Below are 21,559 nucleotides of genomic sequence, written 5' to 3'. Positions count from 1 at the left end.
ATATCAGATGTTCCAACCTCTCCCACGCCTTGCTCCCGGCCCCGCCGAGAAGCCACAATGACCCATCCACTCAACGGCAACAGCAGACTCTCCATGTATCACCCCTCCCATGAAAAAGTGGCCAGAATCGAGGCGATCATCGCGCTGATTCCTGCAGGCAAGGTAGCCAGCTACGGTCAGGTAGCCGATCTGGCGGGTCTGCCCGGGCGGGCAAGGCTGGTAGGCAAGGTACTGCGGGAGACCAACAAGATGCTGCCCTGGCATCGGGTGCTGGGCGCTGCCGGTACCATTTCGTTGCCCAAAGGGTCAGAGGGATTTGCCACCCAGGTCGGCTTGTTGCAGGAGGAGGGGGTTGCCGTGATTGGCGGGCGAGTCAGAATGCGGGATTGGCAGTGGCAGCCCGACCTGGCCGAGCTGCTGTTTTTACTGCCGTTTTAATGTTGTTCTTCACCTGAAGTGGTGATTGTTGGCCTGACGCTTACTCCAGCGGTGCCAGGATCTCGTCGCTGCGAACCTGCACCGGAATGGTTTCATCTTCGCGCTGCAACAGCACCAGCAAGCTCTGCCGGTCCACTTCCAACACATAGGCCGCCCCTTCACGGGTCATGCAGCTCATGCCCGGCCGGATCTCGTGTATCTCCATCACCACCTCCCTGTTACAACACTGCACTCCTTGCAGCTGGTACTCAGTATATGCTGCTCAACAAGCAAAGAGGCCCCTTGTCGGGGCCTCTTTCTCATCAGGCTTTCTTCGCCTTTGGCAAACTCTCTTGCCAGGTGCCGTTATCGTAGTGAGCGGTCCAGCCGGTCGCCTTGCCGTTGACCTCGGTCATCACGTACTGCTCCTTGGTCTTGCGACTGAAGCGCACGATGGCCGGGTTGCCATCCGGGTCGGTGAGCGGGGCCCCCGCCAGATACTTGTGCTTGGCCGAGATGCGATCCTTGAAGCGCTTGAGCTCCTCCACCAGCGGCGCGCGGGTCTCGCGCGATTTGGGGAAGTTGCTGGCAGCCAGGAACAGACCGGCAGCCCCGTCACGCAGAACGAAGTGGGCATCGGACTGGGTGCACTTGAGCTCAGGCAGCGGTACAGGATCCTCTTTCGGCGGCGCGATGTCACCGTTTTTCAGGATCTTGCGGGTGTTCTTGCAGGTCTCGTTGGTGCAGCCCATGTACTTGCCGAAACGGCCGTTTTTGAGCTGCATCTCGCTGCCGCAGCGGTCACACTCGATGCTCGGCCCTTCGTAGCCCTTGAGCTTGAACTGGCCTTTTTCAATTTCATAGCCATCGCAATCGGGGTTGCGACCACAGACGTGCAGCTTGCGGCTGTCGTCGATGATGTAGGCATCCATCGCGGTGCCGCACACGCCACAGCGATGCTTGGCACGCAGCGCCTCGGTTTCCGCCTCTTCGCCATCAGTGGCGGAGACGAATTCGTCGGCAGAGACCAGGTTGATGGTCTTCTTGCAGCGCTCTTTCGGCGGCAGGGCATAACCGGAGCAGCCAAGGAAGACACCGGTGGTGGCGGTACGGATACCCATCTTGCGACCGCAATCAGGGCAATCGATATCGGTCAGCACCATCTGGTTGGCACGCATGCCGCCCTCTTCCGGCGCCTTGTCCGCTTTCTCCAGCTCATGGGTAAACTCGGCGTAGAAGGCATCCAGCACCTTCTTCCACTCGAGGCTCCCTTCGGCAATGCCATCGAGCTTGTCTTCCATCTTGGCGGTGAACTCGTAGTTCATCAGCTCGACGAAGTTCTCGACCAGACGGTCGGTGACGATCTCGCCCATCTTCTCGGCGAAGAAACGACGGCTATCGACTCGCACATAGCCGCGATCGACGATAGTGGAGATGATGGAGGCGTAGGTAGAGGGACGGCCAATGCCGCGTTTTTCCAGCTCGCGCACCAGCGCCGCTTCAGTAAAGCGTGCGGGCGGCTTGGTGAAGTGCTGGCGCGGATCCAGCTTGAGCAGTTTCAGAACCTCGCCGACAGTTACCGCCGGCAGCTGGGTATCTTCACCCTTGCGACCCATCGGCGGCAGCGCCTTGGTCCAACCGGCAAAACGCAGGGTACGACCACGGGCCTTGAGCTCGAACTCACCTGCCTTGACGGTCAGGGTGGAGGAGTCGTACTGAGCTGGCGTCATCTGGCAGGCGACAAACTGACACCAGATAAGGTCGTAGAGACGCATGGCATCCGGCTCCATCCCTTCCAGCATCTCGGCAGTCACCAACACGCTGGATGGGCGGATCGCCTCGTGCGCTTCCTGGGCATTGGCCTTGGCACCGTAGAGGTTAGGCTCGGCCGGCAGGTAGGCGGCGCCATACTGCTCGCCGATATATTCCCGCACCGCCTCGACCGCCTCTTTGCTGAGGTTGGTCGAGTCGGTACGCATATAGGTGATGTAACCCGCTTCATAGAGACGCTGGGCCATCATCATGGTCTTCTTGACCCCGAAGCTCAGCCGGGTAGAGGCTGCCTGCTGCAGGGTTGAAGTGATGAAGGGGGCAGACGGCTTGGAGCCAGTCGGCTTGTCTTCCCGGTTAACGACCTTGTAGTCGACCCCTTCCAAGGCTGCGACGGCGGCGAAGGTCTCGGCCTGGGTTACCGGCTTGAAGTCAGCGCCGTTGCGGCTGACCACCTCCATCCGCAGCTCGCTCTTCTCGGCGGTCAGCAGGTCGGCGTTGAGATCCCAGAACTCGACCGGCACGAACGCCTTGATTTCGCGCTCTTTATCGACGATCAGACGCACCGCGACGGACTGTACCCGACCTGCAGAGAGGCCGCGAGCCAGCTTTTTCCACAGCAGCGGAGAGACCATGTAGCCTACGACGCGGTCGAGGAAACGACGAGCCTGCTGGGCATTGACGCGGTCAATGTTGAGCTCGGAGGGCTGGGCAAACGCCTCCTTGATGGCGGTTTTGGTGATCTCGTTGAACACCACACGTTTGTAGCGGCTCTCGTCGCCACCGATGATCTCGCGCAGGTGCCAGGCGATCGCTTCCCCTTCTCTATCCAAGTCAGTTGCGAGATAGATGGTGTCAGCCTTTTCGGCCAGACTCTGCAACTCGCTGACCACCTTCTCCTTGCCGGGCAAAATCTGGTAGTTGGCCTGCCAGCCCGCGGTCGGGTTGATCCCCATCCGGGCAAACAGAGCTTTGCGCTCCTTGGCTGCCTTTTCGGTTTCGCTCAACTTTATGCCGCGAATGACGGGTTTCTTGGGCTCTGTGCTGCCGCTGCCGCTGGTGGGCAGATCGCGAACATGACCCACGCTGGATTTCACCACGTAGTCCTTGCCCAGATATTTGTTGATGGTCTTGGCCTTGGCCGGAGACTCCACTATGACCAGTGATTTGCCCATGCTGTAACTATTATCCTCATTGCACCCGACGGGGTTGGTGTGCGGTTTTGTGGGGCTGTATAAGAGATTTGGCGGGAAAAAGCAATCTTGTGACTCAATTTGCCTGACCAGCCCCTACCGCGCTGCTTCTTTATTTATTAATGCGAAGGGTCAGCGTCGGGTGCAACCGCTTTTTCATTTTTCTGCCATACGGCCCCTCTTTTTATATCGGAAACGACATAAAAACGTCTGCTGGTTACCGGCTTGTTACAAAAACATAAAATCTCTTTATAATGGCTCCACCCCGACGCATTGTGCGCGGAAGGAATCCGCTACCCATCATAAAAATCGAAAGGATGTACTCAATGAAGCACTTCGAGGTCAATTTCGACGGACTGGTCGGCCCGACCCACAACTACGCCGGTCTCTCCTACGGCAACGTCGCCTCCCAGAACAACGCCCAGGAAGCCTCCAACCCGAAAGAGGCAGCCAAGCAGGGGCTGCGCAAGATGAAGGCGCTGACCGAGCTCGGCATGACCCAGGGAGTGCTGGCGCCACAAGAGCGCCCTGACCTTGCAACCCTGCGCCGCCTCGGCTTTACCGGCAGCGATGCCCGGGTGCTGGAGCAGGCCGCCAAACAGGCACCTGCCGTACTGGCGGCCTGCTACTCGGCCTCCAGTATGTGGACCGCCAACGCTGCCACCGTCTCCCCGAGTGCCGATACTCAGGATGGACGCATTCACTTCACCCCCGCCAACCTGACCAACAAATTTCACCGCTCCCTCGAGCCGGATGTCACCGGTCGTATCCTGCGTGCCGTGTTCAATAACGAACGCCACTTCAGCCACCACCTTCACCTGCCTGAGAACGATCACTTCGGCGATGAGGGGGCGGCCAACCACACCCGGCTCTGCCGTGCCTATGGCGAAGCGGGAGTCGAGCTGTTCGTCTATGGTCGCAGCGCCTTTGATCTCTCCCGCCCGGTACCAAAGCGCTATCCGGCCCGCCAGACTCTGGAAGCGAGTCAGGCCATCGCCCGCCTGCATGGTCTTGATGAGGAGAGCGTGGTCTTTATCCAGCAAAATCCGGAGGTGATCGATCAGGGGGTATTCCACAACGACGTGATCGCGGTGGGTAACCAGAACGTGCTCTTCTTCCACCAGCAGGCATTTCTCAACACCGCACAGGCGCTGGCCGAGGTGCAGACCAAGTTTGGCGAAGGGGAGCTGCACTTTATCGAGGTGCCGACCGCCGAGGTATCGGTGCTGGATGCGGTGAAATCCTATCTGTTCAACACCCAGATCCTCACCCTGCCCAATGGCGAGATGGCGATCATCGCCCCTACCGAATGCCGCGACAATCCGGCGGTATCGGCGTACCTGAACAAGCTGCTGACCATGAACACGCCGATCAAGGCCGTTCACTACATGGACGTGAAGCAGAGCATGCGTAATGGCGGCGGCCCCGCCTGCCTGCGGCTGCGGGTCGCCATGAACGATGCCGAACTCGCGGCGGTCAATCAGTCCTGCCTTATCAACGACAGTCAGTTCGCCCGCCTCGATGGCTGGGTCGATCGCCACTATCGCGACCGCCTGACCCTGGATGACTTGCGTGATCCGACCCTGGTGCAGGAGTCTCGCAGTGCACTGGACGAACTGACCCAGATCCTGAAACTGGGATCCATTTACCCGTTCCAGCGCTGATCATCGCGTTTGGCACAAGATCAATTCAGCAACAGACCGCCACATCCGGCGGTCTTTTTGTCTGTCCCTCAACGAATTCTGAATTTTTCGACCAGAGCAGGCAACGGGACTGCATAGAAAAGCAGCGCACAACTTGCTGATAAGTCTGAATTTTGAGCACGATGTATCAAAAAATCGACGAACAGTCATTTTTTGCTGCCAGAAACGCTTCAAGGGGTTCACAAAGAGCGAAGATCTGTTAGTATGCGCCTCGCACTTGGGGAGGGGTTCCCGAGCGGCCAAAGGGATCAGACTGTAAATCTGACGGCTCTGCCTTCGAAGGTTCGAATCCTTCTCCCTCCACCATTCAAGTGCAAAAGTAGTGACAATCAGGAAGTACCCCGTGGAGGGGTTCCCGAGCGGCCAAAGGGATCAGACTGTAAATCTGACGGCTCTGCCTTCGAAGGTTCGAATCCTTCTCCCTCCACCATCTTCCTGAACACAATATGCAAGGCCCCTGTGGAGGGGTTCCCGAGCGGCCAAAGGGATCAGACTGTAAATCTGACGGCTCTGCCTTCGAAGGTTCGAATCCTTCTCCCTCCACCATCATTCAAGAAAACCCGGCCCAGCGCCGGGTTTTCGCTTTTCTGGCCCATACGGTCTCTCCCCTTGTCAGATCTGACAGTTGCATTTGCAACCCATCCTGTTCACTTTATCACCACCTTTGTCAGAGTATTCACATCATGTTTGAGATCTGGGACGAACATGGCCATGCCACCGGGCTCACGCTGCAAGCGCTGAAAAAGCGCATGGAGGGCTATCAGGGCGACCTGATGGTTCGCTACAGCAACAAGCTGGGCCTGCCCACGACGCTCTTCGTGACAGTGAAGCTGGGTATTCCCTATCAGCGCTTCAAAGCGGGCAGCCCCAGGCTTGACTGGGAGTGGCTGGCTGGTGCAACCAATGGCGCCATGCCCCGCACCATTCGCGAGCAGCGCTTCGAGATGGCGCTTGCGGCAATCCACTAGATTACCGACTCACACCGCCAGCTCATCGACCAGCTGCTGCAACAGTGCACAAAACCGCGCCAGTTCATCGCCACACGCTGCGGCCCCTTGTTGACGGATCCGCTCCTCCAGCCGCCAGCCCTGCTCAGCTACCTCCGGGATCATCATGGCGAGCGTACCCGCCTGACGGTGCACCCACTCGGCCAAGGCGATATCTTCTTGCGGACGCATGCCAAGTCCACGCTCCAGTTCGTCACGACACTGCTGCAACGCCTGTCGCAACGGCTCACCTGCGCCAAACAGCGAGCTCACCACAGCGAGGTCGAGTAGCCGCTCGGAGGGGAGGATATGCCACTTCTGCAACATCTGGCGCAATCCAGCCAGCAGTACCGGCTTGCCGAGCAGATCGTCCATACCGGCGGCAAAGCAGCGTTCGCGCTGTTCCGGCAACACGTTGGCGGTCATGGCAATGATCAGCAACCGCTCATCCTGCTCCTCCTGCTCGCGCACCTTGCGGGTGAACTCGTAGCCGTCCATCACCGGCATCTGGCAGTCGCACAGCACCAGGTCGTAAGGAGTACGAACCACCATTTCCAGCGCCAGCTCACCCTGCCCGGCCAGATCACAATGCAAGCCAAGTTGGCCAAGCTGGCGCATCACCAACGACTGGTTTAGCGGGTTATCCTCCACCAGCAGGATCCGGTAGGGCAGCAGCTCGCCGGCTTCAGCCTGCTCACACAGCGGGGTCGGCAACAGGACATCGGCCAATCCCAGCTGGCGATAGCACACCTCGCGTACCGCATTCCAGGTCAGGGGATTGCTGTTGAGCAGATAGCGCCCCGCTTCGCGCCGATAACCCATGGGCGAATTCAGCTCTACCAACCTGATAGCATCGCTGGGAGCCTGTTCGCTGTCGCTAAAGTGCAGATCCGCCCCACCCGCTTGCCCGGTGCAGCTCACCCCCAGCGCACCGAGGTGCAACAACAGGGTGTGACGCAGCTTCTCATCACGCAACTCGATGACAGCGCGCATCCCAGCGAGGTGCGGGTCTGGCTCGGAGTGGGTCACAACCGGCAGAGTCACGGTCAGCGTGATAAAGGTGCCAAGGCCAGGTGAGCTCTGCAGTCCAATCTCTCCCTGCATCAATCCGGCAAGGGTGTGACAGATGCTGAGCCCCAGCCCACTGCCGCCGTAACTGCGGGTAGTCGAGCTCTCCGCCTGCTCAAAGGCGTTGAAGATCCGGCTTTGCGCCTCGTCACTCATGCCGATCCCGCTATCTCGTACCCCGAACTGCAGCCGCTGCCTGCCCTCTTCCTCCTGCAATAGGGCAAGGGAAAGCTCGATAAAACCGCGCTCGGTAAACTTGATGGCATTGCTGACAAAGTTGAAGAGGACCTGACGCAGCCGCAGCACATCGCCATGAAAGCGGGCTGCCACTTCCTTATCCGCCAGCAGATAGACTCGCAGCCCCTTGCGCTGTACCTCGCTGACGGTCATGGTCAGCACGCTGTCGATCAGCTCCCGCATCAGGAACGGCACTTCGTCGAGCACCATCTTGCCCGCCTCCAGCTTGGCGTAGTCGAGCACGTTGTCGATCAGCGCATGCAGCCCCTGTGCCCCACGGTTGATGATCTCCACCATCTGGCGCTGATCTTCGCTCAACCCGGTCAGCGAGAGCTGCTCCGCCATACCGACGATGCCGTTCATCGGGGTACGGATCTCGTGGCTCATGGTGGCCAGAAATTCACCCTTTATGGTGGCAGCAGACTCGGCCCGCACCTTGGCGCTGGCCAATGCCAGCTCCACCTGATGCCGCCGAATGATCTCTTGCCGCAAGCGCCAGTAAGCGACCAGCAGCGTCAGGATAAACAAGCTGACGGCCAGCCCGACCGGCAGCAGGGTGCGCACCAGTTTCGCTCTGGGGATCCCTTCGCTGTAATTGAGCGCCAACCAGCTGTTGCGGATCTGGCGCTGCTCCTTGTCGCTCATGCTGGCCAGCACCCGGTTCACCAAAGGCAACAAGGGCGCGTATGGCTCACGTACCGCCACAGCCAGTTCATCCTTGAAGGGGGTGGGAGCGGCGATATGGAGTCTGTCATCAAACAGCTCGGTGATAAGACGGGAGACCACCACCAGATTGCCGATATAGGCATCCCCTTGCCCCGCAGCGACACGGGCGAGCCCATCGCTGGCATCACGGGTTGTGGTCAGTTTAAGGTCGGGCACCAGCGCCCTTAGCTCGGGGATCAGCATGCTATCGGTCAGCAGCAGCTCTTTGCCGGCCAGATCGGAGAGATCTCCGATAGGGAGGCTGCCACGTGCCGTCACCAGCACCATCGGGAATGATGCAAAGGGCTCGCTGGCATGCCACCCCACCAACCGCTCGATGATCCGTGCTGGCAATACCGCCAGATCCACATCGTGATGCAGCAGCAGTTGTTGCAGCTCGGGCCAGCGCCGTACCGGCACACCGCTATATGCCAACCCCAACTTCTCTTGCAACACGTTCAGATAATCTGCTATCAAGCCGACCGAATTGCCCTCCTCATCGTGATAGGAGAAGGGCACCCAGCCGGGGATCAACCCCAGCTTTAGCGGTGGCAGCATCGAGAGCCAGCCACGCTCATCAGGACGCAGCAAGAAATGGCTGTGCCCCATAAAATTGGGCTCCAGACTCTCCCCCAGCCAGAGTTTCTCCAGTTCACTGCGCGCCTCGACCGTCAGCGCCTGAATAGCGGTATCCAGCCGGATGGCAAGAGTGTGTTTCTGGCTGGCAATGCCAAGGTGCAGGGTTTCCATCAACAAGGGAGACTGGGCAACTACCGCCAACGCCGGGTGACGTTCGATAAACAGATTGGCCACGTGGAGGTTGCCGATATAGGCATCTGCCCGACCTTGTTCAACCGCCTGCAATGCACGGCGAGTATCGACAAAGAGCCGCGGTGTGACATTGGGATAATGCAGCTTGACCAGCTTCTCGGTCAGAAAGCCTTTTTCGATGGCAATGCTCGCGGACTGCAACCGGCTCACATCCCGAAACAGGGCGCTGTCTTGGCGCACCACCACCACAGTCGGCGAGGTGTAGTAAGGCAGGCTATAGGTGACGCACTGGCGCACCTCAGTGTTAAAAGCATCAAGCAGGATATCCAGCTTGCCACGGCAGGCATCGGTATACATGGCTTCCCAGTCAGGGTAAACCTGCCAGGCAATCCGGTAGTCCAGCTTTTTGGCCAATTGTTCCATCAATTCAACGCTGAATCCGGAGGCGACCTTGCCGTCCCACTGCTGAAAAGGACCCCATCCACCCGCCAATATCCCTACCTCTACAGTGGGAATAGCAATGGTATCGGCGGAAATAACATATGGAGTCAAGAGAAATAGAGTGACAATAATTATGAACCGCTTGATTATCGGCATGATTGAATGGCATATACGCATAACGATTCAAATATATTTCCCCAACAAGAGGAGGCCATGAAAAAAATGGGTGCGCACGGTAGTATAGAAATGCTAGGTTTGATAGCCTGAATATTATTCGCTGTTTTATAAGAGGCTCATTTATGTCCTTCAAGATTATACTTGCTGATGACCATCCGCTGATCTTGACCGGGATCCGTGCTCTTATCGAGCAGATTCAACCCCGCTGTGAAGTGATTGCCGAGGCCTATCAGGTATCTGAATTGCTGGTTTTATTGCAGCAACATCCATGTGATCTGTTAATCACCGACTTCAGCATGCCCGGCGATATTCGCAGCGACGGTTTGGTGATGATCCAGCAGTTAAGACGAGATTATCCCTCTTTGCCTATTATTGTGCTGACCCAACTCCACAATAACGCCATTTTACAATCGCTTATCCAGTCAGGAATAAGTGGTCTGCTGTTGAAGAAATCGGTCATCGGCGAACTCTCGGATGCCATTCGTCAGGTATTGCTTGGCCGCACCTATATCGGCAGTTCGGTCAAAATGTTGCTGGCCGAAGCGGGCCTGCCCCAGCAGGCCGGGGTCAATCAACTAACCCCCAAAGAGACTGAAGTGGTCCGGCTGCTGGCCAGCGGTATGTCTGTTACCCAGGCAGCCGAGTACCTGCACCGCAGCATCAAGACCATCAGCACCCAAAAGAAGAGTGCCATGCAACGTCTGGGCATCAACAGTGACAGCGCCCTCTTTGAATATGCCCGCAGCAGTGGCCTGTGCTAATCAGATATAAAATCGGGTGCTTGCCAATGGTTGTTTGCACCAAACGCCCTCTCTGCCAACTAAAATCCGGGGAGCTATATAAAAGAAATGGCAGCGAAAAAGCCAGCGCTGATCATATTTCGAGCTGTAAAGCAACAGCCGATTAAAATTAACCATGTTTTATTTTTATTGACATAGAAAGTCAGGATCATACTTTAAATATATTGTCATCGGTCTCTCACTATCATCCCATAAATTTCACGACCAGTCATAACAGAAGCAAATACCAGCACCACAGATATATAGCTTTATGCGTCTCACATGGATGTCTGGTCAATTTTTCACCACAAACAAATAATATGATGTTTCTCGTTGCGAATGAGCACCTTGATTGTGAAAATCATCCTCTTTTTGTACGATATATCCTCAAAGCCCCTGCTGTTGGTGTGAATTAAATTCCCATGGCTGCCCCCCATTAATTATACATTCTGAGTATTTACGTATTTTTATCCAGCAACAGTTTATATAGTTGCATTCAGCTAAGTAATCGGAATATTCCGATTCATTCACCTTAATTCAACAACTAACAATCGGAGTATTCCTACATCCCCTTTTGACCTTCTATTATATGATCTCCCATATTTATCAGCCTGTTGAGACCAGTGCCATGTTGGCATTCAAAGAAGAGATCCCAAGTTGTGAAATGGCCCCGCTGGCGGCAGATGCCGCTGTACCGTTTTACCAACCCATCATCGGCAAGGATCGCCAGATCATCGGCTTTGAAGCGCTGGCTAGGCGCTGGGATCCCGCCCGGCGTGGCCACCAGGGCATCGACTTCCTGACTCTGAGCCAGGGTGAAGCTCTGGACATCGATATAGTGATACTGAGAGCGATTTGGCGTGACCTGCCCGTACTGGCACGCCATGCGCCCTGCTCTCTCTCCATCAACTTGAATCCTGCACTTGAGAGCTCGACATACCAGAACCTGCTGTTACTGGTGATCCTGCAGGCTCGCAAGCTGGGGATAGCGATCTGGTTCGAGGTGCTGGAACACGCGCCGCTCTATCGCAAACATCGCGAGCTGATCGAAGTGCTGCGCAGCCACGGCGCTCATATCGCCTGCGATGATTTCGGCACCCAGGAGTGCAATTTTCAGCGGGTGATGGCACTCCCCTACGAGATCATCAAGCTGGATCGCTCCCTGCTGCTGCAGGCGAACAAGAGTAGCCATGCCTTGCGGATGCTGACTGGTCTGGTGGAGTATCTGCAGCGCTTTGGCATGAAGGTGGTGTGCGAAGGGGTCGAGACCCTGGCTCACATCGAGATTGCCAACCAGCTCGGCTGCGACTATCAGCAGGGCTATGCCCATGCCATGCCCGCCCCCCTGTCTCGCTGGGCCTGACAGCGAGACACCCCGTCCCTCTTTATCCCCGCCAAATTGCATGATGGCGTGGGGGCGAGTACAATCTCGCACCCCGAATATCTGGCGCATATTTTATAAGCGTGCAGGCTGGATATACCGTTATCGGGTGGCAGAGCACCACGTAATGGCTCGCACTGCTACTCAATCCATACGGCGCCATCAGGTGGCGTCGTCCTGATTTGCAATCAGATACGAAGAGTCCGACATGTTTAAACCAGAATTGCTCTCCCCCGCAGGTTCCCTCAAGAACATGCGTTACGCCTACGCCTATGGCGCCGATGCCGTCTATGCCGGCCAGCCCCGCTACAGCCTGCGGGTGCGCAACAACGAATTCGATCACGAAAACCTGCAGCTCGGCATCAACGAAGCCCATCAGCTTGGCAAGCAGTTCTATGTGGTAGCCAACATCCAGCCCCACAACTCCAAGCTCAAGACCTTTATCCGCGACATGCGCCCTGTGGTAGAAATGAAGCCGGATGCGCTGATCATGTCCGACCCCGGTCTCATCATGATGATGCGTGAAGCCTTCCCTGACATGCCTATTCACCTGTCGGTGCAGGCCAACGCGGTCAACTGGGCCACGGTGAAGTTCTGGCATCAGATGGGCCTGACCCGGGTCATCCTCTCCCGCGAGCTATCGCTGGACGAGATCGAAGAGATCCGCATGCAGGTACCGGAGATGGAGCTGGAGGTATTCGTTCACGGCGCTCTGTGCATGGCCTACTCCGGTCGTTGCCTGCTCTCCGGCTACATCAACAAGCGCGACCCCAACCAGGGCACCTGCACCAACTCCTGCCGCTGGGAGTACAAGGTGCACGAGGGCAAGGAAGACGAAGTGGGCCAGATCGTCCACCGTCAAGAGCCTATCGCCGTGCAGAAAGTTGACCCGACTCTGGGCCTCGGCAAGCCGAGCGATGCACTGGTGCTGCTGGAGGAGTCCAACCGTCCGGGCGAGTACATGAGCGCGTTCGAGGACGAGCACGGCACCTACATCATGAACTCCAAGGATCTGCGCGCGGTCGAGCACGTCGAGCGATTGACCAAAATGGGCGTTCACTCGCTGAAAATCGAAGGCCGCACCAAGTCTTTCTACTACTGCGCCCGCACCGCTCAGGTCTATCGCAAGGCCATCGACGATGCCGTAGCGGGTCGTCCGTTTGATCGCAGCCTGATGGGCACCCTCGAGAATCTGGCTCATCGCGGCTATACCGAGGGCTTCCTGCGCCGTCACAACCACAGCGAATACCAGAACTACGACTACGGCTACTCCGTCTCCGACACCCAGCAGTTTGTCGGCGAGATCACCGGTCGCAACGGTGACATGGTCGAGGTTGAGGTGAAGAACAAGTTCCTGGTAGGCAACAGCCTGGAGCTGATGACCCCTCAGGGCAACGTCCGCTTCAATCTGGAGCAGATGGAGAACCGCAAGGGCGAGCTCATCGACACCGCGCCGGGCAACGGCCACGTAGTCTATGTGCCGGTTCCCAAAGATCTGGATGTGAACTTCGGCATCCTGCTGCGCAACCTCGGGGATCGCGAAGACACGCGCAACCCCCATACGGCGGCTTGAGATGGCACTGCTCATCACCGACAAGTGCATCAACTGTGACATGTGCGATCCCGAGTGCCCGAACCAGGCCATCAGCCTGGGTGAGGAGATCTACGAGATCGACCCCAGTCGCTGCACCGAGTGCGTCGGTCACTACGAGAAGCCGACCTGCATCAGTGTCTGCCCCATCGACTGCATCATCTGGGATCCCGCCCATGTGGAGACCGAAGACCAGCTGATGGAGAAGTTTGTTCGGATGCACAGGTAGTAACTCCGGCATCAGCGTCTGCTCTACATGGGCTGCATATTCCGGGATCCTGCTCATGTGGAGACCGAAGATCAGCTGATGGAGAAGTTTGTGCGGATGCACAGGCAGTAAATGCAAAAGGCCGGGTTATCCCGGCCTTTTTGATCCCCGCTCATCGAATGGGCGCTACTTTTTGTCGACCAACCGGTTCAGCTCACCCAACTCGCGCTGCGCCTCCAGCAAGTCGGTCTGTGACTGCTCCAGCTTGCTCTGCTTGTCGGCAACCTTGCCCGGTTTGCCGGACACTCTAGCCTCCTGCAGTTCAAGCAGGCGCTCATTGACCTCTCCCCGCAGCTTGCTTACCCGTTGTTTCTGCTCCTTGAGGAGCCCTTCGTCGGTACAGTAGGCCTTGATATTGCGTGCAGCCTGTTCCAGCCCGGCAATCTGCCCGGCATTGTTGTGTGCTTTGGCAAACACCAGCTGCTCGTTGACCGCCTGCAGGCGGGCCTTGCAACCGACAGGCTCACTGGCACAGGCTGAGCCTGCCAACAGCAGCAAGCCGGCTCCCAATACTTTCCACATCTCGATTCATCCGGTCTTGTTTGCGAACTGACCATAAGAACCTCGATCGGCAGCAGGGTCAAGCAAGCGGGAAAAAGGTGCGACAGAAATTGTGTCATATCACGCAATTGCCACCTTATTGGTTCTACAATGACGCTCTTTCCAATCGGGAGTCTCTTATGAATCAACAAATTGTGGTGATTGCCAACGGTGCCCCCTATGGCAGCGAATCCCTGTTCAATGCCTTGCGTCTGGCCATTGCCCTCAACGAACAGGGCGGTGCCAGCATCAAGCTGTTCCTGATGTCCGATGCGGTGAGCGCGGCGCTGGCCGGTCAGGCTCCTGCCGAAGGGTACAACTTGCGCCAGATGCTGGAGATCCTGCTGGCACAAGGGGTCACCATTCGCCTGTGCAAAACCTGCACCGATGCCCGTGGCATTACTGCCCTGCCGCTGATCGAGGGTATCGAGATCGGCACCCTGCCGATGCTGGCCCAGTGGACCCTCGCCGCCGACAAGGTACTGACCTTCTAATACCTCTCGCCTTACTATCCAGCCCGATGAAATGGCTCTGTCGACAAGAGCCATTTAAGTCTCCACCCCGCAAATGTCTACACTATCAATTGCAAATTATTTCCAATAAGGCTACGACAGCGACACGGAGTCCTGCCGGCCCCCTTGATAGAGAGCGGCGATGAAACCCACGGAACAGACCCTGCTGGAGCAGATGCGGATCACCGAATTTGAAATTGCCCATCGCAAAGAGCTGCTTTTGCTGAACGAACAGGATGTCGCTCTGCTGGCAAGTTACAGCGGCAAGATCGAGCCCCATATCGATGAGCTGGTCGACAAGTTTTACCAGCAGCAGACCGCCATCACCGAGATCGCCCTGCTGATAGGCGATGCCGATACCCTCAACCGGCTGAGAGCCGCCCAGCGGCGCTACATTCTCGATCTGTTCAGCGGTCTCTACGATCTGGAGTACGTTAACAACCGGCTGCGGATCGGGCTGGTGCACAAGCGGATCGGCGTCGAACCCAAGCTCTATCTGGCCGCCATCAACACCCTCAAGGCGCTGCTGATCGAAAACATCTTTGACCAAATCGGCAACGAGAGCGAGCGGATCGCCATGCTGGCGGCGCTGGACAAGCTGATCCTGTTCGACATCACGCTGGTCTTCGAGACCTATATCCGCAGCCTGGTGTCAGAGATCGAGTCGTCCAGAGAGAAATCGGAGAACTATGCGAAAAGCCTCGAACAGAAGGTTCGCGAGCGCACCCATCAGCTGGAGGAGCTCAACCGCACCGATGCGCTGACGGGATTGCTAAACGTCCGTCACCTCAACGATCAGCTGCAGCTGACGCTGCGCTCTTGTGAGCGGCGGGCCGAACCGGTGGCCATCGCCTACCTCGATATCGACAACTTCAAACAGATCAACGACAGCGAGGGGCACCAGCGCGGGGACGAGATCCTGCGCACCGTCGGTACCTGCATCCGTCAGGTCTTTCGCACCGAAGACAGCTGCTTTCGCTATGGCGGGGATGAGTTCTGCCTGATCCTGCCCAACTGCAACGAGGCGCAGGCGCGGGATATCTATCTCAAGCGACTGACCCAGGCGATAAAGGATAAACTGGCCGGGATCACCCTCAGTATCGGCATAGTGCAGACCGGCCCCGAACACTACGACGAGGGGCTAAACCTGATCCGGCTGGCGGACGAACGGATGTATGCCGCCAAGCGAGCCCTCAAGACGGTTTCCCCCAAAGAGCGCCATTGAGCACTCAGTTGCTGCTGGGCTCCGACACGGCTGCCGCAGGGTGCCGCAAGCGGGCTCCCCGTTCGTAGAGCCAGAAGATGGCCACGCAGAGCAGCGCCATCAGCAGGAATAGCAGCTGTCCACTCCACTGCTCCAGGATCCAGCCCCCCAGCAGAGCCCCGACGGCGCTGCCCAAGCCAGCCAGCGCACTGGCACCAAAATAGCTCCCCTTGAGATGGCCGGGCGCCATCTGGTCGATCAGCACGTTGAGCAGTGGAAAGAGGATGGTCTCGCCGATGCTGAGCAGCAGCACGGCGCCAAACCAGTGGCTACGCACCAGCGGATCCCCTGCGGCAAACAGCAGCTGGGCCGCCAGAAACAGAGCCATGCCGATATGAAGCCGCACCCGCACCGGCCAGCGCGAGAGCAGCCGCAGCAGCGGGAACTGCAGCAACACCACCGTCAGGGCGTTGGTGGCCACCAGCAAGGCAACCAGCTCGGCCACCTGCGGCATACCAGCACGAGTCAGGTACTGAACCAGTGGCGAGTGAAACTGGGAGTAGACCAGCACCATCAACAAATTGGCCATCACCAGCAACAGGAAGGCGCGATCCGCCAGCAATACCTTGATGGCATCGCGCAAGCCGGGACCGGCAGCGCCATGACTGTGAGAGGAACCCGCCCGACGAAAGCCCCAGCCAAAGGCGACCCACAGCAGCAGATAGCTCGTTGCCAGAAAGAGGAAGGTCTCCTGCTGGGCATTGATCCCGAGCGTCACCCCGAGCAGCGGTCCCAACGCTGCCCCCAGGTTGAGCAGGAAATAGCGCAGGTGCAGAGCCAGCTCTCGCGCCTTGGCCGACGCCAGACTATCTGCCATCAGCGCCTTGCCGGGCGCATCGATAAGCCCGGAGGCAAGCCCGCTTCCCATCACCCCAACCCCAAGCCAGAGCACGGAGTGGGAAAAGCCGAGCAAGCCAAAACAGAGCATCGCCACCAGACAACCGCCGAGCAGAATGCTGTGCCGCCCGAAGCGGTCCGAAAGCCAGCCGCCGTAGAAACTCACCAGAGTGGAGAGCGCTGCCGAGCCCCCCAGCAGCAGGCCGATGAGGGTTGCCGAGAGGTCATACTCCCGATAGAGCAGGATGGAGAGAAAGGGCCACACCATGTAGTAGCTGGTGCGCACCATGAAGGTGCCCAGAATGACAATCCAGACCAGCGGGGTAAATTGCCTGAAGGTGCTCCATGGCATTGGCATGCTCCCTGGCCCGTAGGGCCTGCAATGAAAGGGGAAAGCCCTCAGTTGTAACAGAGGAGTTGAATGGAGACAACCTTCCTCGCCACGGCGTTACCTCATCGGCAACACGGCCTGTAAAGTGGCCAAAAAAAGAGGCCAGCCGGGTTGCCCCGACTGGCCTCGCTCACCACTTGTCGCACCCGTTGCGGGTCGCTACTCAGCGCCAGGGGCTCTGCTGCCACAGGCGGCCAAACCCGGCCTCCAGTGCTTGGGCGCCCTGCTGGCCCAATTTCTGGGTCAGGCTCTTGGGCCGGCTGTAGCGAATGCCCACCACCTTGTGCTGGCTGGACTGCGCCAGCAGGTAGTCATCACTGGTACAGAGGCTATCCACCAGCCCCAACCCTTTGGCCTGACTCGCCAGCCAGTGCTCGCCGGTGGTCACCAGATCGATATCGAGCTGCGGCCGGTGCTCGGCAACAAACTGCTTGAAGCGCTCGTGAATGGCGGCCAGCTCCTCGCGAAACTTTTCGCGCCCCAAATCATCGTTCTCGCCAAACATGGTGATGGTGCGCTTGTACTGACCTGCGGTGTGCATCTCGAACTCGATGTCGTGCTTTTTCAGCAGCTTGTTGAAGTTCGGCATCTGGGCAATCACCCCGATGGAGCCCACGATGGCAAACGGCGCCGCCAGGATCTGATCCGCCACGCAGGCCATCATGTAGCCGCCGCTCGCAGCCACCTTGTCGATGGCCACGGTAAGCTTGATCCCCTTGTCACGCAGCCGCTGCAGTTGGGAGGCGGCAAGACCGTAGCCATGCACCACGCCACCACCGGACTCAAGTCGCAGCAGCACCTCGTCGCCGGGCTGCGCTACGCCGATCACCGCGCTCACCTCTTCGCGCAGTGATGCAACCTCTTTGGCATCCATGCTGCCATTAAAATCTATGACGAAGAGCCGGCTGCGCTCGTCACCCGCCTTGGCGCGCTTCTTCTGCTCCTCTTTTTGCTGCTTCTCCAGCACTTTGCGCTCGGCCTTGCTGGCAAGTGCGCTCTTGAGTGCAAACTGCCCCTGCTCCAGCTCGGTCGAGAGGTCGGTCACCACCAGCTCGCCCTTGCGCGCCTTGGGTTGACGACTGCTGACCACCATCAGGACGATGGCGCCGATGGCCAGCAGAAAGGTCACGGTTTTGGCCAGAAAGAGGCCATATTCGGTCAAAAATGTCACGGTGGACTCCAGAGAGGATCGGTTTTGTCACATTCTAGGGAGTTTGCCGGACGCGCGCAAAAACTCTGCATCAAGCCGTTAAAAATCCAACCGGATACTCACAACCCCTCTATTTTCTTCACATTTTTTCGGGGATGAGCTGGTCAAACCGAGGCGCGGATCAGTACACTTGGCCCTCGATTGCCATGCACTTATGGCCGGAATTTGTTAACAGGAGTTGCCATGCTCGATTATCAGGCCCCCCGCGATCTGCTCAGGGAGAAGGTCATTCTGGTCACCGGTGCCGGAGACGGGATCGGCCGCGAAGCCGCCCTCACCTATGCCGCCCACGGCGCCACCGTGATCCTGCTCGGCCGCACCAGCGCCAAGCTTGAAGCCGTCTATGACCAGATTGAGGCTGCTGGCCACCCGCTGCCCGCCATCGTCCCGCTCGATCTGAAAACCTCGACTTCCGCCGATTATCGTGGACTGGCCACTACCTTCACCCGCCAGTTTGGCCGCCTAGACGGTATTCTGTTCAATGCCGGACTGCTCGGCACCCTCTCCCCCTTCGAGCACATTCAGGAGAAGGAGTGGGACGAGGTAATGCAGGTCAACGTCAAATCGGAATTTCTGCTGACCCAGGCGCTGCTGCCGCTGGTTCGCCAGAGCGCCAAAGAGCACGGCGATGCCTCCATCGTCTACACCTCCTCCAGCTTGGGTCGCAAGGGGCGGGCTTACTGGGGCACCTACGCCATCTCCAAATTTGCCATCGAGGGGATGATGGAAGTGCTGGCCGACGAACTGGAAAACACCGGCGTGCGGGTCAATACCCTCAACCCGGGTGGCACCCGGACCAAGATGCGGGCCAGCGCCTTCCCGGCGGAAGATCCGATGAACCTCAAGACTCCGACCGACCTGATGCCGCTCTACCTCTATCTGATGGGAAGCGACAGCCGGGGCAAAACCGGCCAGACCTTTGTGGCGCAGCCCAAATAAGCCAAGAAAGCGGCGCAACCCAAATAAATCAACAAAATAACCGGGTTATTGCGAGGCAGGGGTTAAATTGAATAGGGAGCCTCGGCTCCCTGTATCTCCCTGACTCCACCCTCTCCAATCAGGTTGAACTATGTTTCGTCCCAAAAGCACGTTTGAGCAATGGCGGATCTTTCAGGCAGTGGTCGACTGTGGCGGTTACGCCCAAGCGGCCGAGGCGCTGAACAAGAGCCAGTCCTCCCTCAACCATGCGGTTGCGAAGTTGCAGCAGAGTCTGGGGGTGCCCTTGCTGGAGGTGCGTGGCCGCAAGGCAGTGCTGACCGCGGCGGGGGAGATCTTCCTCAAGCGGGCGCGCCAGTTGAGCCAGCAAGTGGAGGAGCTGGAGAATCTGGCCAATAACCTGGAGCGGCAGTGGGAGCCGCAGATCAACCTCTACGTCTCGGCCCTGCAACCGAGGGAGCGCCTCTACCGTGCGCTGGCCCACTTCTACCCCCGCAGCCGTGGCTGCCGGGTCAATCTGCACGAGCGTATTCACTGCCATTTCAACGCGTTGCAGCCGGGGGATTTGATGCTCTCGGAACATCTGCCGGGGGATCGCACCGGGCTGGTGCTGGACGAGGTGTGCCTGCGTCCGCTCTGTGCCACCAACCACCCGCTGGCCCAGCAGGAAGGGCCCATCAGTCTCGATGACCTCACCAGCCACAACCAGATCAGCCTTCATCCGCCCATTCACCGCTCGGTGGACTGGAACGATGCTGATGATACCGGCTGGAAGGCGACGCACTACCACGAGGTGATCAGCATGATCCTGCAGGGGCTTGGTTACGCCTGGCTTCCACGCCATCTGGTCGAAGCAGAGCTGGCCTCCGGCGCGCTGGTACAGCTCGATCTGGAGAGCGGCAACGAACGCCATCTCTACACCTATCTGCTCACCCTCTCCCCCGAATCACTTGGCCCCGCCACCGAGCTGCTGCTGCGCTGCCTGCGCAACGAATATCAGGGCGAGCAGAACCTCTCCGCGCAGGGTAAATAAGCCGCTACCCTTTCTCCTAGACATTGGGCACCCGCCAGCAGGCGGCCAGCGCCACCATAGCCAGCACCAGTGCAACCATGAAGACACCGTGAAAGCTCCACACCTCCGCCACTATGCCGGCAATGGCGCCCGCCATGATGGAGCCGGTGCGGATGCTGTTCGAGAAGAGCGTGGTGGCAACCCCTGCCCGACCCGGCATCAGATCCTGAAAATAGGACATGCCGATCCCCGCGACGATACCGATGAAGATGGCATTGAAGAGCTGCAGTGCGATAAGCGCATAGTGGCTGGTGAAGCTCACCAACCCGCCATAGAAGATGACGCCGGCCAGCACCGCCAGCATCATCATCGGCCGCTTGCCAAACCGCGCCGTGTAGTAGCCCGCCAACAGCATGAAGGGGATCTCGAGGGCCGCCGCTGTCCCCATCAGCACCCCTGCCAGCTTCTCATCCATCCCCAGCTCACGGGTGATGTAGAGCGGCATATTGATGAGGTACATGCTGTTGCAGGTCCACATCAGGGTGGACGCGATAAACAGCGCCCGCACCGAAGGATCCCGCCAGCTGCTGACCCGCTCGCTCTCCTCGGCCATCTTGGGCAGTGGCAGAGAGGGGAGCCAGCGCCAGACCACCAAAGTACAGAGCAGATAGGCGACCGCAGAGGCGAGATACATCACCTCGAAGCCGTAGCCGATGGCCAACGCAAAGGCGATAGGTGGGCCGATGACCCAGGCCAGCGAGAACTGGGCGCGCATCACCGAGCTGAACATGTCAGCCCGCTTGTTGCGGCTGTCGGAGTACTCCCGCGCCAGTGCAAACAGCTGGGGGCTGGCCGTGGCCGCCAGACTGGCCAGCAATACCCCCAGGCTCACCAGCAGCCAGTAGTTGCGGTTCCAGGCAAACAGCAGGGAGAGGGCGATGCCGGCAAAACAGCAGCGCAGGATCAGGCGTTTGCGATCCCCCTGATTGTCAGAGCGATGGCCCAGCCACTGGCTGATCAGGATGCCGACCACAGCATTGATGGTGTAAAAGAAACCCACCAGAAAGGGGCGCACCTGAACCTCTTGTGCAAGAAAGAGGCTCAAGGTTGGCACCTGGAGCGCCACCGCCACACCGGTCATGAAGGTGACAGCAAGAAAAGAGAGGGATACGGGATCGGGGCGTCTTGTTACCGCCGTCAGCAAGGCCATAGGATTACCATTCGTCACGAAGCAGAAAATACGGAAGGTCAGAGCAGCAACCGCATGAAAAAACCGCACTTATCTTATGTCATTATCAAGAGCTGGCTCAAGGCTGCTCGCCCCGGGGTTGTCGCTTGCGGGGCGGGCCGCGACCCCGTAGAGTGAAAGC

General features: G+C 58.4%; 18 protein-coding genes and 3 tRNA genes. 14 read left to right on the top strand and 7 right to left on the bottom strand.

Annotated elements, in window-relative coordinates; all coding sequences use genetic code 11:
• Positions 1-93: 93 nt before the first annotated feature.
• Positions 94-438, top strand: coding sequence for an MGMT family protein (locus LG31_RS0115555; RefSeq protein WP_033115361.1), 345 nt, complete (start codon positions 94-96; stop codon positions 436-438).
• A 40-nt stretch (positions 439-478) separates the two neighbouring features.
• On the opposite strand, the gene LG31_RS21455 is transcribed toward LG31_RS0115555, so the two are convergent.
• Both LG31_RS21455 and topA read right to left on the bottom strand, forming a co-directional pair.
• Positions 479-643 carry a hypothetical protein gene (locus LG31_RS21455; RefSeq protein ID WP_165791285.1) on the bottom strand — a complete coding sequence of 55 codons (165 nt, stop codon included), beginning with the start codon at positions 641-643 and terminating at the stop codon, positions 479-481.
• A gap of 97 nt (positions 644-740) precedes the next feature.
• Positions 741-3,362 (bottom strand): type I DNA topoisomerase, encoded by a 2,622-nt coding sequence (gene topA / locus LG31_RS0115550; protein ID WP_033115350.1) that lies wholly within the window; start codon positions 3,360-3,362, stop codon positions 741-743.
• A gap of 344 nt (positions 3,363-3,706) precedes the next feature.
• Between topA and astB the strand changes: the two genes are divergently transcribed.
• From astB to LG31_RS0115525, 5 genes are all read left to right on the top strand, one after another.
• Positions 3,707-5,044, top strand: a complete 1,338-nt coding sequence (gene astB / locus LG31_RS0115545; RefSeq protein WP_033115349.1) for an N-succinylarginine dihydrolase — start codon at positions 3,707-3,709, stop codon at positions 5,042-5,044.
• 260 nt (positions 5,045-5,304) lie between these two features.
• Positions 5,305-5,389 (top strand) — tRNA-Tyr (locus LG31_RS0115540).
• A gap of 39 nt (positions 5,390-5,428) precedes the next feature.
• Positions 5,429-5,513, top strand: a tRNA-Tyr gene (locus tag LG31_RS0115535).
• A 31-nt stretch (positions 5,514-5,544) separates the two neighbouring features.
• Positions 5,545-5,629: transfer RNA gene (locus tag LG31_RS0115530), tRNA-Tyr, on the top strand.
• Positions 5,630-5,766: 137 nt separating this feature from the next.
• A complete protein-coding gene (locus tag LG31_RS0115525) occupies positions 5,767-6,051 on the top strand; it encodes a hypothetical protein (protein ID WP_033115348.1) in 285 nt (94 codons plus the stop codon).
• 9 nt (positions 6,052-6,060) lie between these two features.
• Here LG31_RS0115525 and LG31_RS0115520 read toward each other — a convergent pair whose 3' ends face one another.
• The gene (locus LG31_RS0115520; protein WP_050513475.1) at positions 6,061-9,468 is read right to left on the bottom strand and encodes an ATP-binding protein; all 3,408 of its coding nucleotides are present in this window, start codon (positions 9,466-9,468) and stop codon (positions 6,061-6,063) included.
• Between the two features lie 122 nt (positions 9,469-9,590).
• Between LG31_RS0115520 and LG31_RS0115515 the strand changes: the two genes are divergently transcribed.
• The 4 genes from LG31_RS0115515 to LG31_RS0115500 all read left to right on the top strand — a co-directional run bounded on the left by LG31_RS0115515 (position 9,591) and on the right by LG31_RS0115500 (position 13,448).
• A complete protein-coding gene (locus LG31_RS0115515; protein ID WP_033115346.1) occupies positions 9,591-10,229 on the top strand; it encodes a response regulator in 639 nt (212 codons plus the stop codon).
• Between the two features lie 646 nt (positions 10,230-10,875).
• Positions 10,876-11,610: an EAL domain-containing protein gene (locus LG31_RS0115510; RefSeq protein WP_033115360.1), complete on the top strand. Its 735-nt coding sequence runs from the start codon at positions 10,876-10,878 to the stop codon at positions 11,608-11,610.
• A 226-nt stretch (positions 11,611-11,836) separates the two neighbouring features.
• On the top strand, positions 11,837-13,201 hold the full coding sequence (gene trhP, locus LG31_RS0115505; RefSeq protein WP_033115345.1) for a prephenate-dependent tRNA uridine(34) hydroxylase TrhP: 1,365 nt from the start codon (positions 11,837-11,839) through the stop codon (positions 13,199-13,201).
• 1 nt (position 13,202) lies between these two features.
• A complete protein-coding gene (locus LG31_RS0115500) occupies positions 13,203-13,448 on the top strand; it encodes a YfhL family 4Fe-4S dicluster ferredoxin (RefSeq protein WP_033115344.1) in 246 nt (81 codons plus the stop codon).
• 165 nt (positions 13,449-13,613) lie between these two features.
• On the opposite strand, the gene LG31_RS0115495 is transcribed toward LG31_RS0115500, so the two are convergent.
• Positions 13,614-14,009, bottom strand: a complete 396-nt coding sequence (locus LG31_RS0115495; protein WP_033115343.1) for a DUF1090 domain-containing protein — start codon at positions 14,007-14,009, stop codon at positions 13,614-13,616.
• A 158-nt stretch (positions 14,010-14,167) separates the two neighbouring features.
• On the opposite strand from LG31_RS0115495, the gene LG31_RS0115490 reads away from it, so the two are divergent.
• Positions 14,168-14,521 carry a DsrE/DsrF/TusD sulfur relay family protein gene (locus tag LG31_RS0115490; protein WP_033115342.1) on the top strand — a complete coding sequence of 118 codons (354 nt, stop codon included), beginning with the start codon at positions 14,168-14,170 and terminating at the stop codon, positions 14,519-14,521.
• 160 nt (positions 14,522-14,681) lie between these two features.
• Complete coding sequence (locus tag LG31_RS0115485) at positions 14,682-15,764, top strand: protoglobin domain-containing protein (protein WP_033115341.1); 1,083 nt, start codon at positions 14,682-14,684, stop codon at positions 15,762-15,764.
• A 4-nt stretch (positions 15,765-15,768) separates the two neighbouring features.
• Here LG31_RS0115485 and LG31_RS0115480 read toward each other — a convergent pair whose 3' ends face one another.
• Complete coding sequence (locus LG31_RS0115480) at positions 15,769-16,992, bottom strand: MFS transporter (RefSeq protein WP_033115340.1); 1,224 nt, start codon at positions 16,990-16,992, stop codon at positions 15,769-15,771.
• A 202-nt stretch (positions 16,993-17,194) separates the two neighbouring features.
• A complete protein-coding gene (gene sohB, locus LG31_RS0115475) occupies positions 17,195-18,202 on the bottom strand; it encodes a protease SohB (protein ID WP_033115339.1) in 1,008 nt (335 codons plus the stop codon).
• Positions 18,203-18,424: 222 nt separating this feature from the next.
• On the opposite strand from sohB, the gene LG31_RS0115470 reads away from it, so the two are divergent.
• Entirely contained in the window at positions 18,425-19,180 is a 756-nt protein-coding gene (locus LG31_RS0115470; protein WP_033115338.1) for a YciK family oxidoreductase, read from the top strand.
• A 130-nt stretch (positions 19,181-19,310) separates the two neighbouring features.
• A complete protein-coding gene (locus LG31_RS0115465; protein WP_033115337.1) occupies positions 19,311-20,210 on the top strand; it encodes a LysR family transcriptional regulator in 900 nt (299 codons plus the stop codon).
• A gap of 16 nt (positions 20,211-20,226) precedes the next feature.
• On the opposite strand, the gene LG31_RS0115460 is transcribed toward LG31_RS0115465, so the two are convergent.
• Positions 20,227-21,399 (bottom strand): MFS transporter, encoded by a 1,173-nt coding sequence (locus tag LG31_RS0115460; RefSeq protein ID WP_033115336.1) that lies wholly within the window; start codon positions 21,397-21,399, stop codon positions 20,227-20,229.
• Positions 21,400-21,559: the final 160 nt, after the last annotated feature.

The sequence above is a fragment of the Aeromonas lacus genome, from assembly GCF_000764665.1.
Classification (GTDB): Bacteria; Pseudomonadota; Gammaproteobacteria; order Enterobacterales; family Aeromonadaceae; genus Aeromonas; species Aeromonas lacus.
This window is presented reverse-complemented; position numbering and strand designations above follow the sequence as displayed.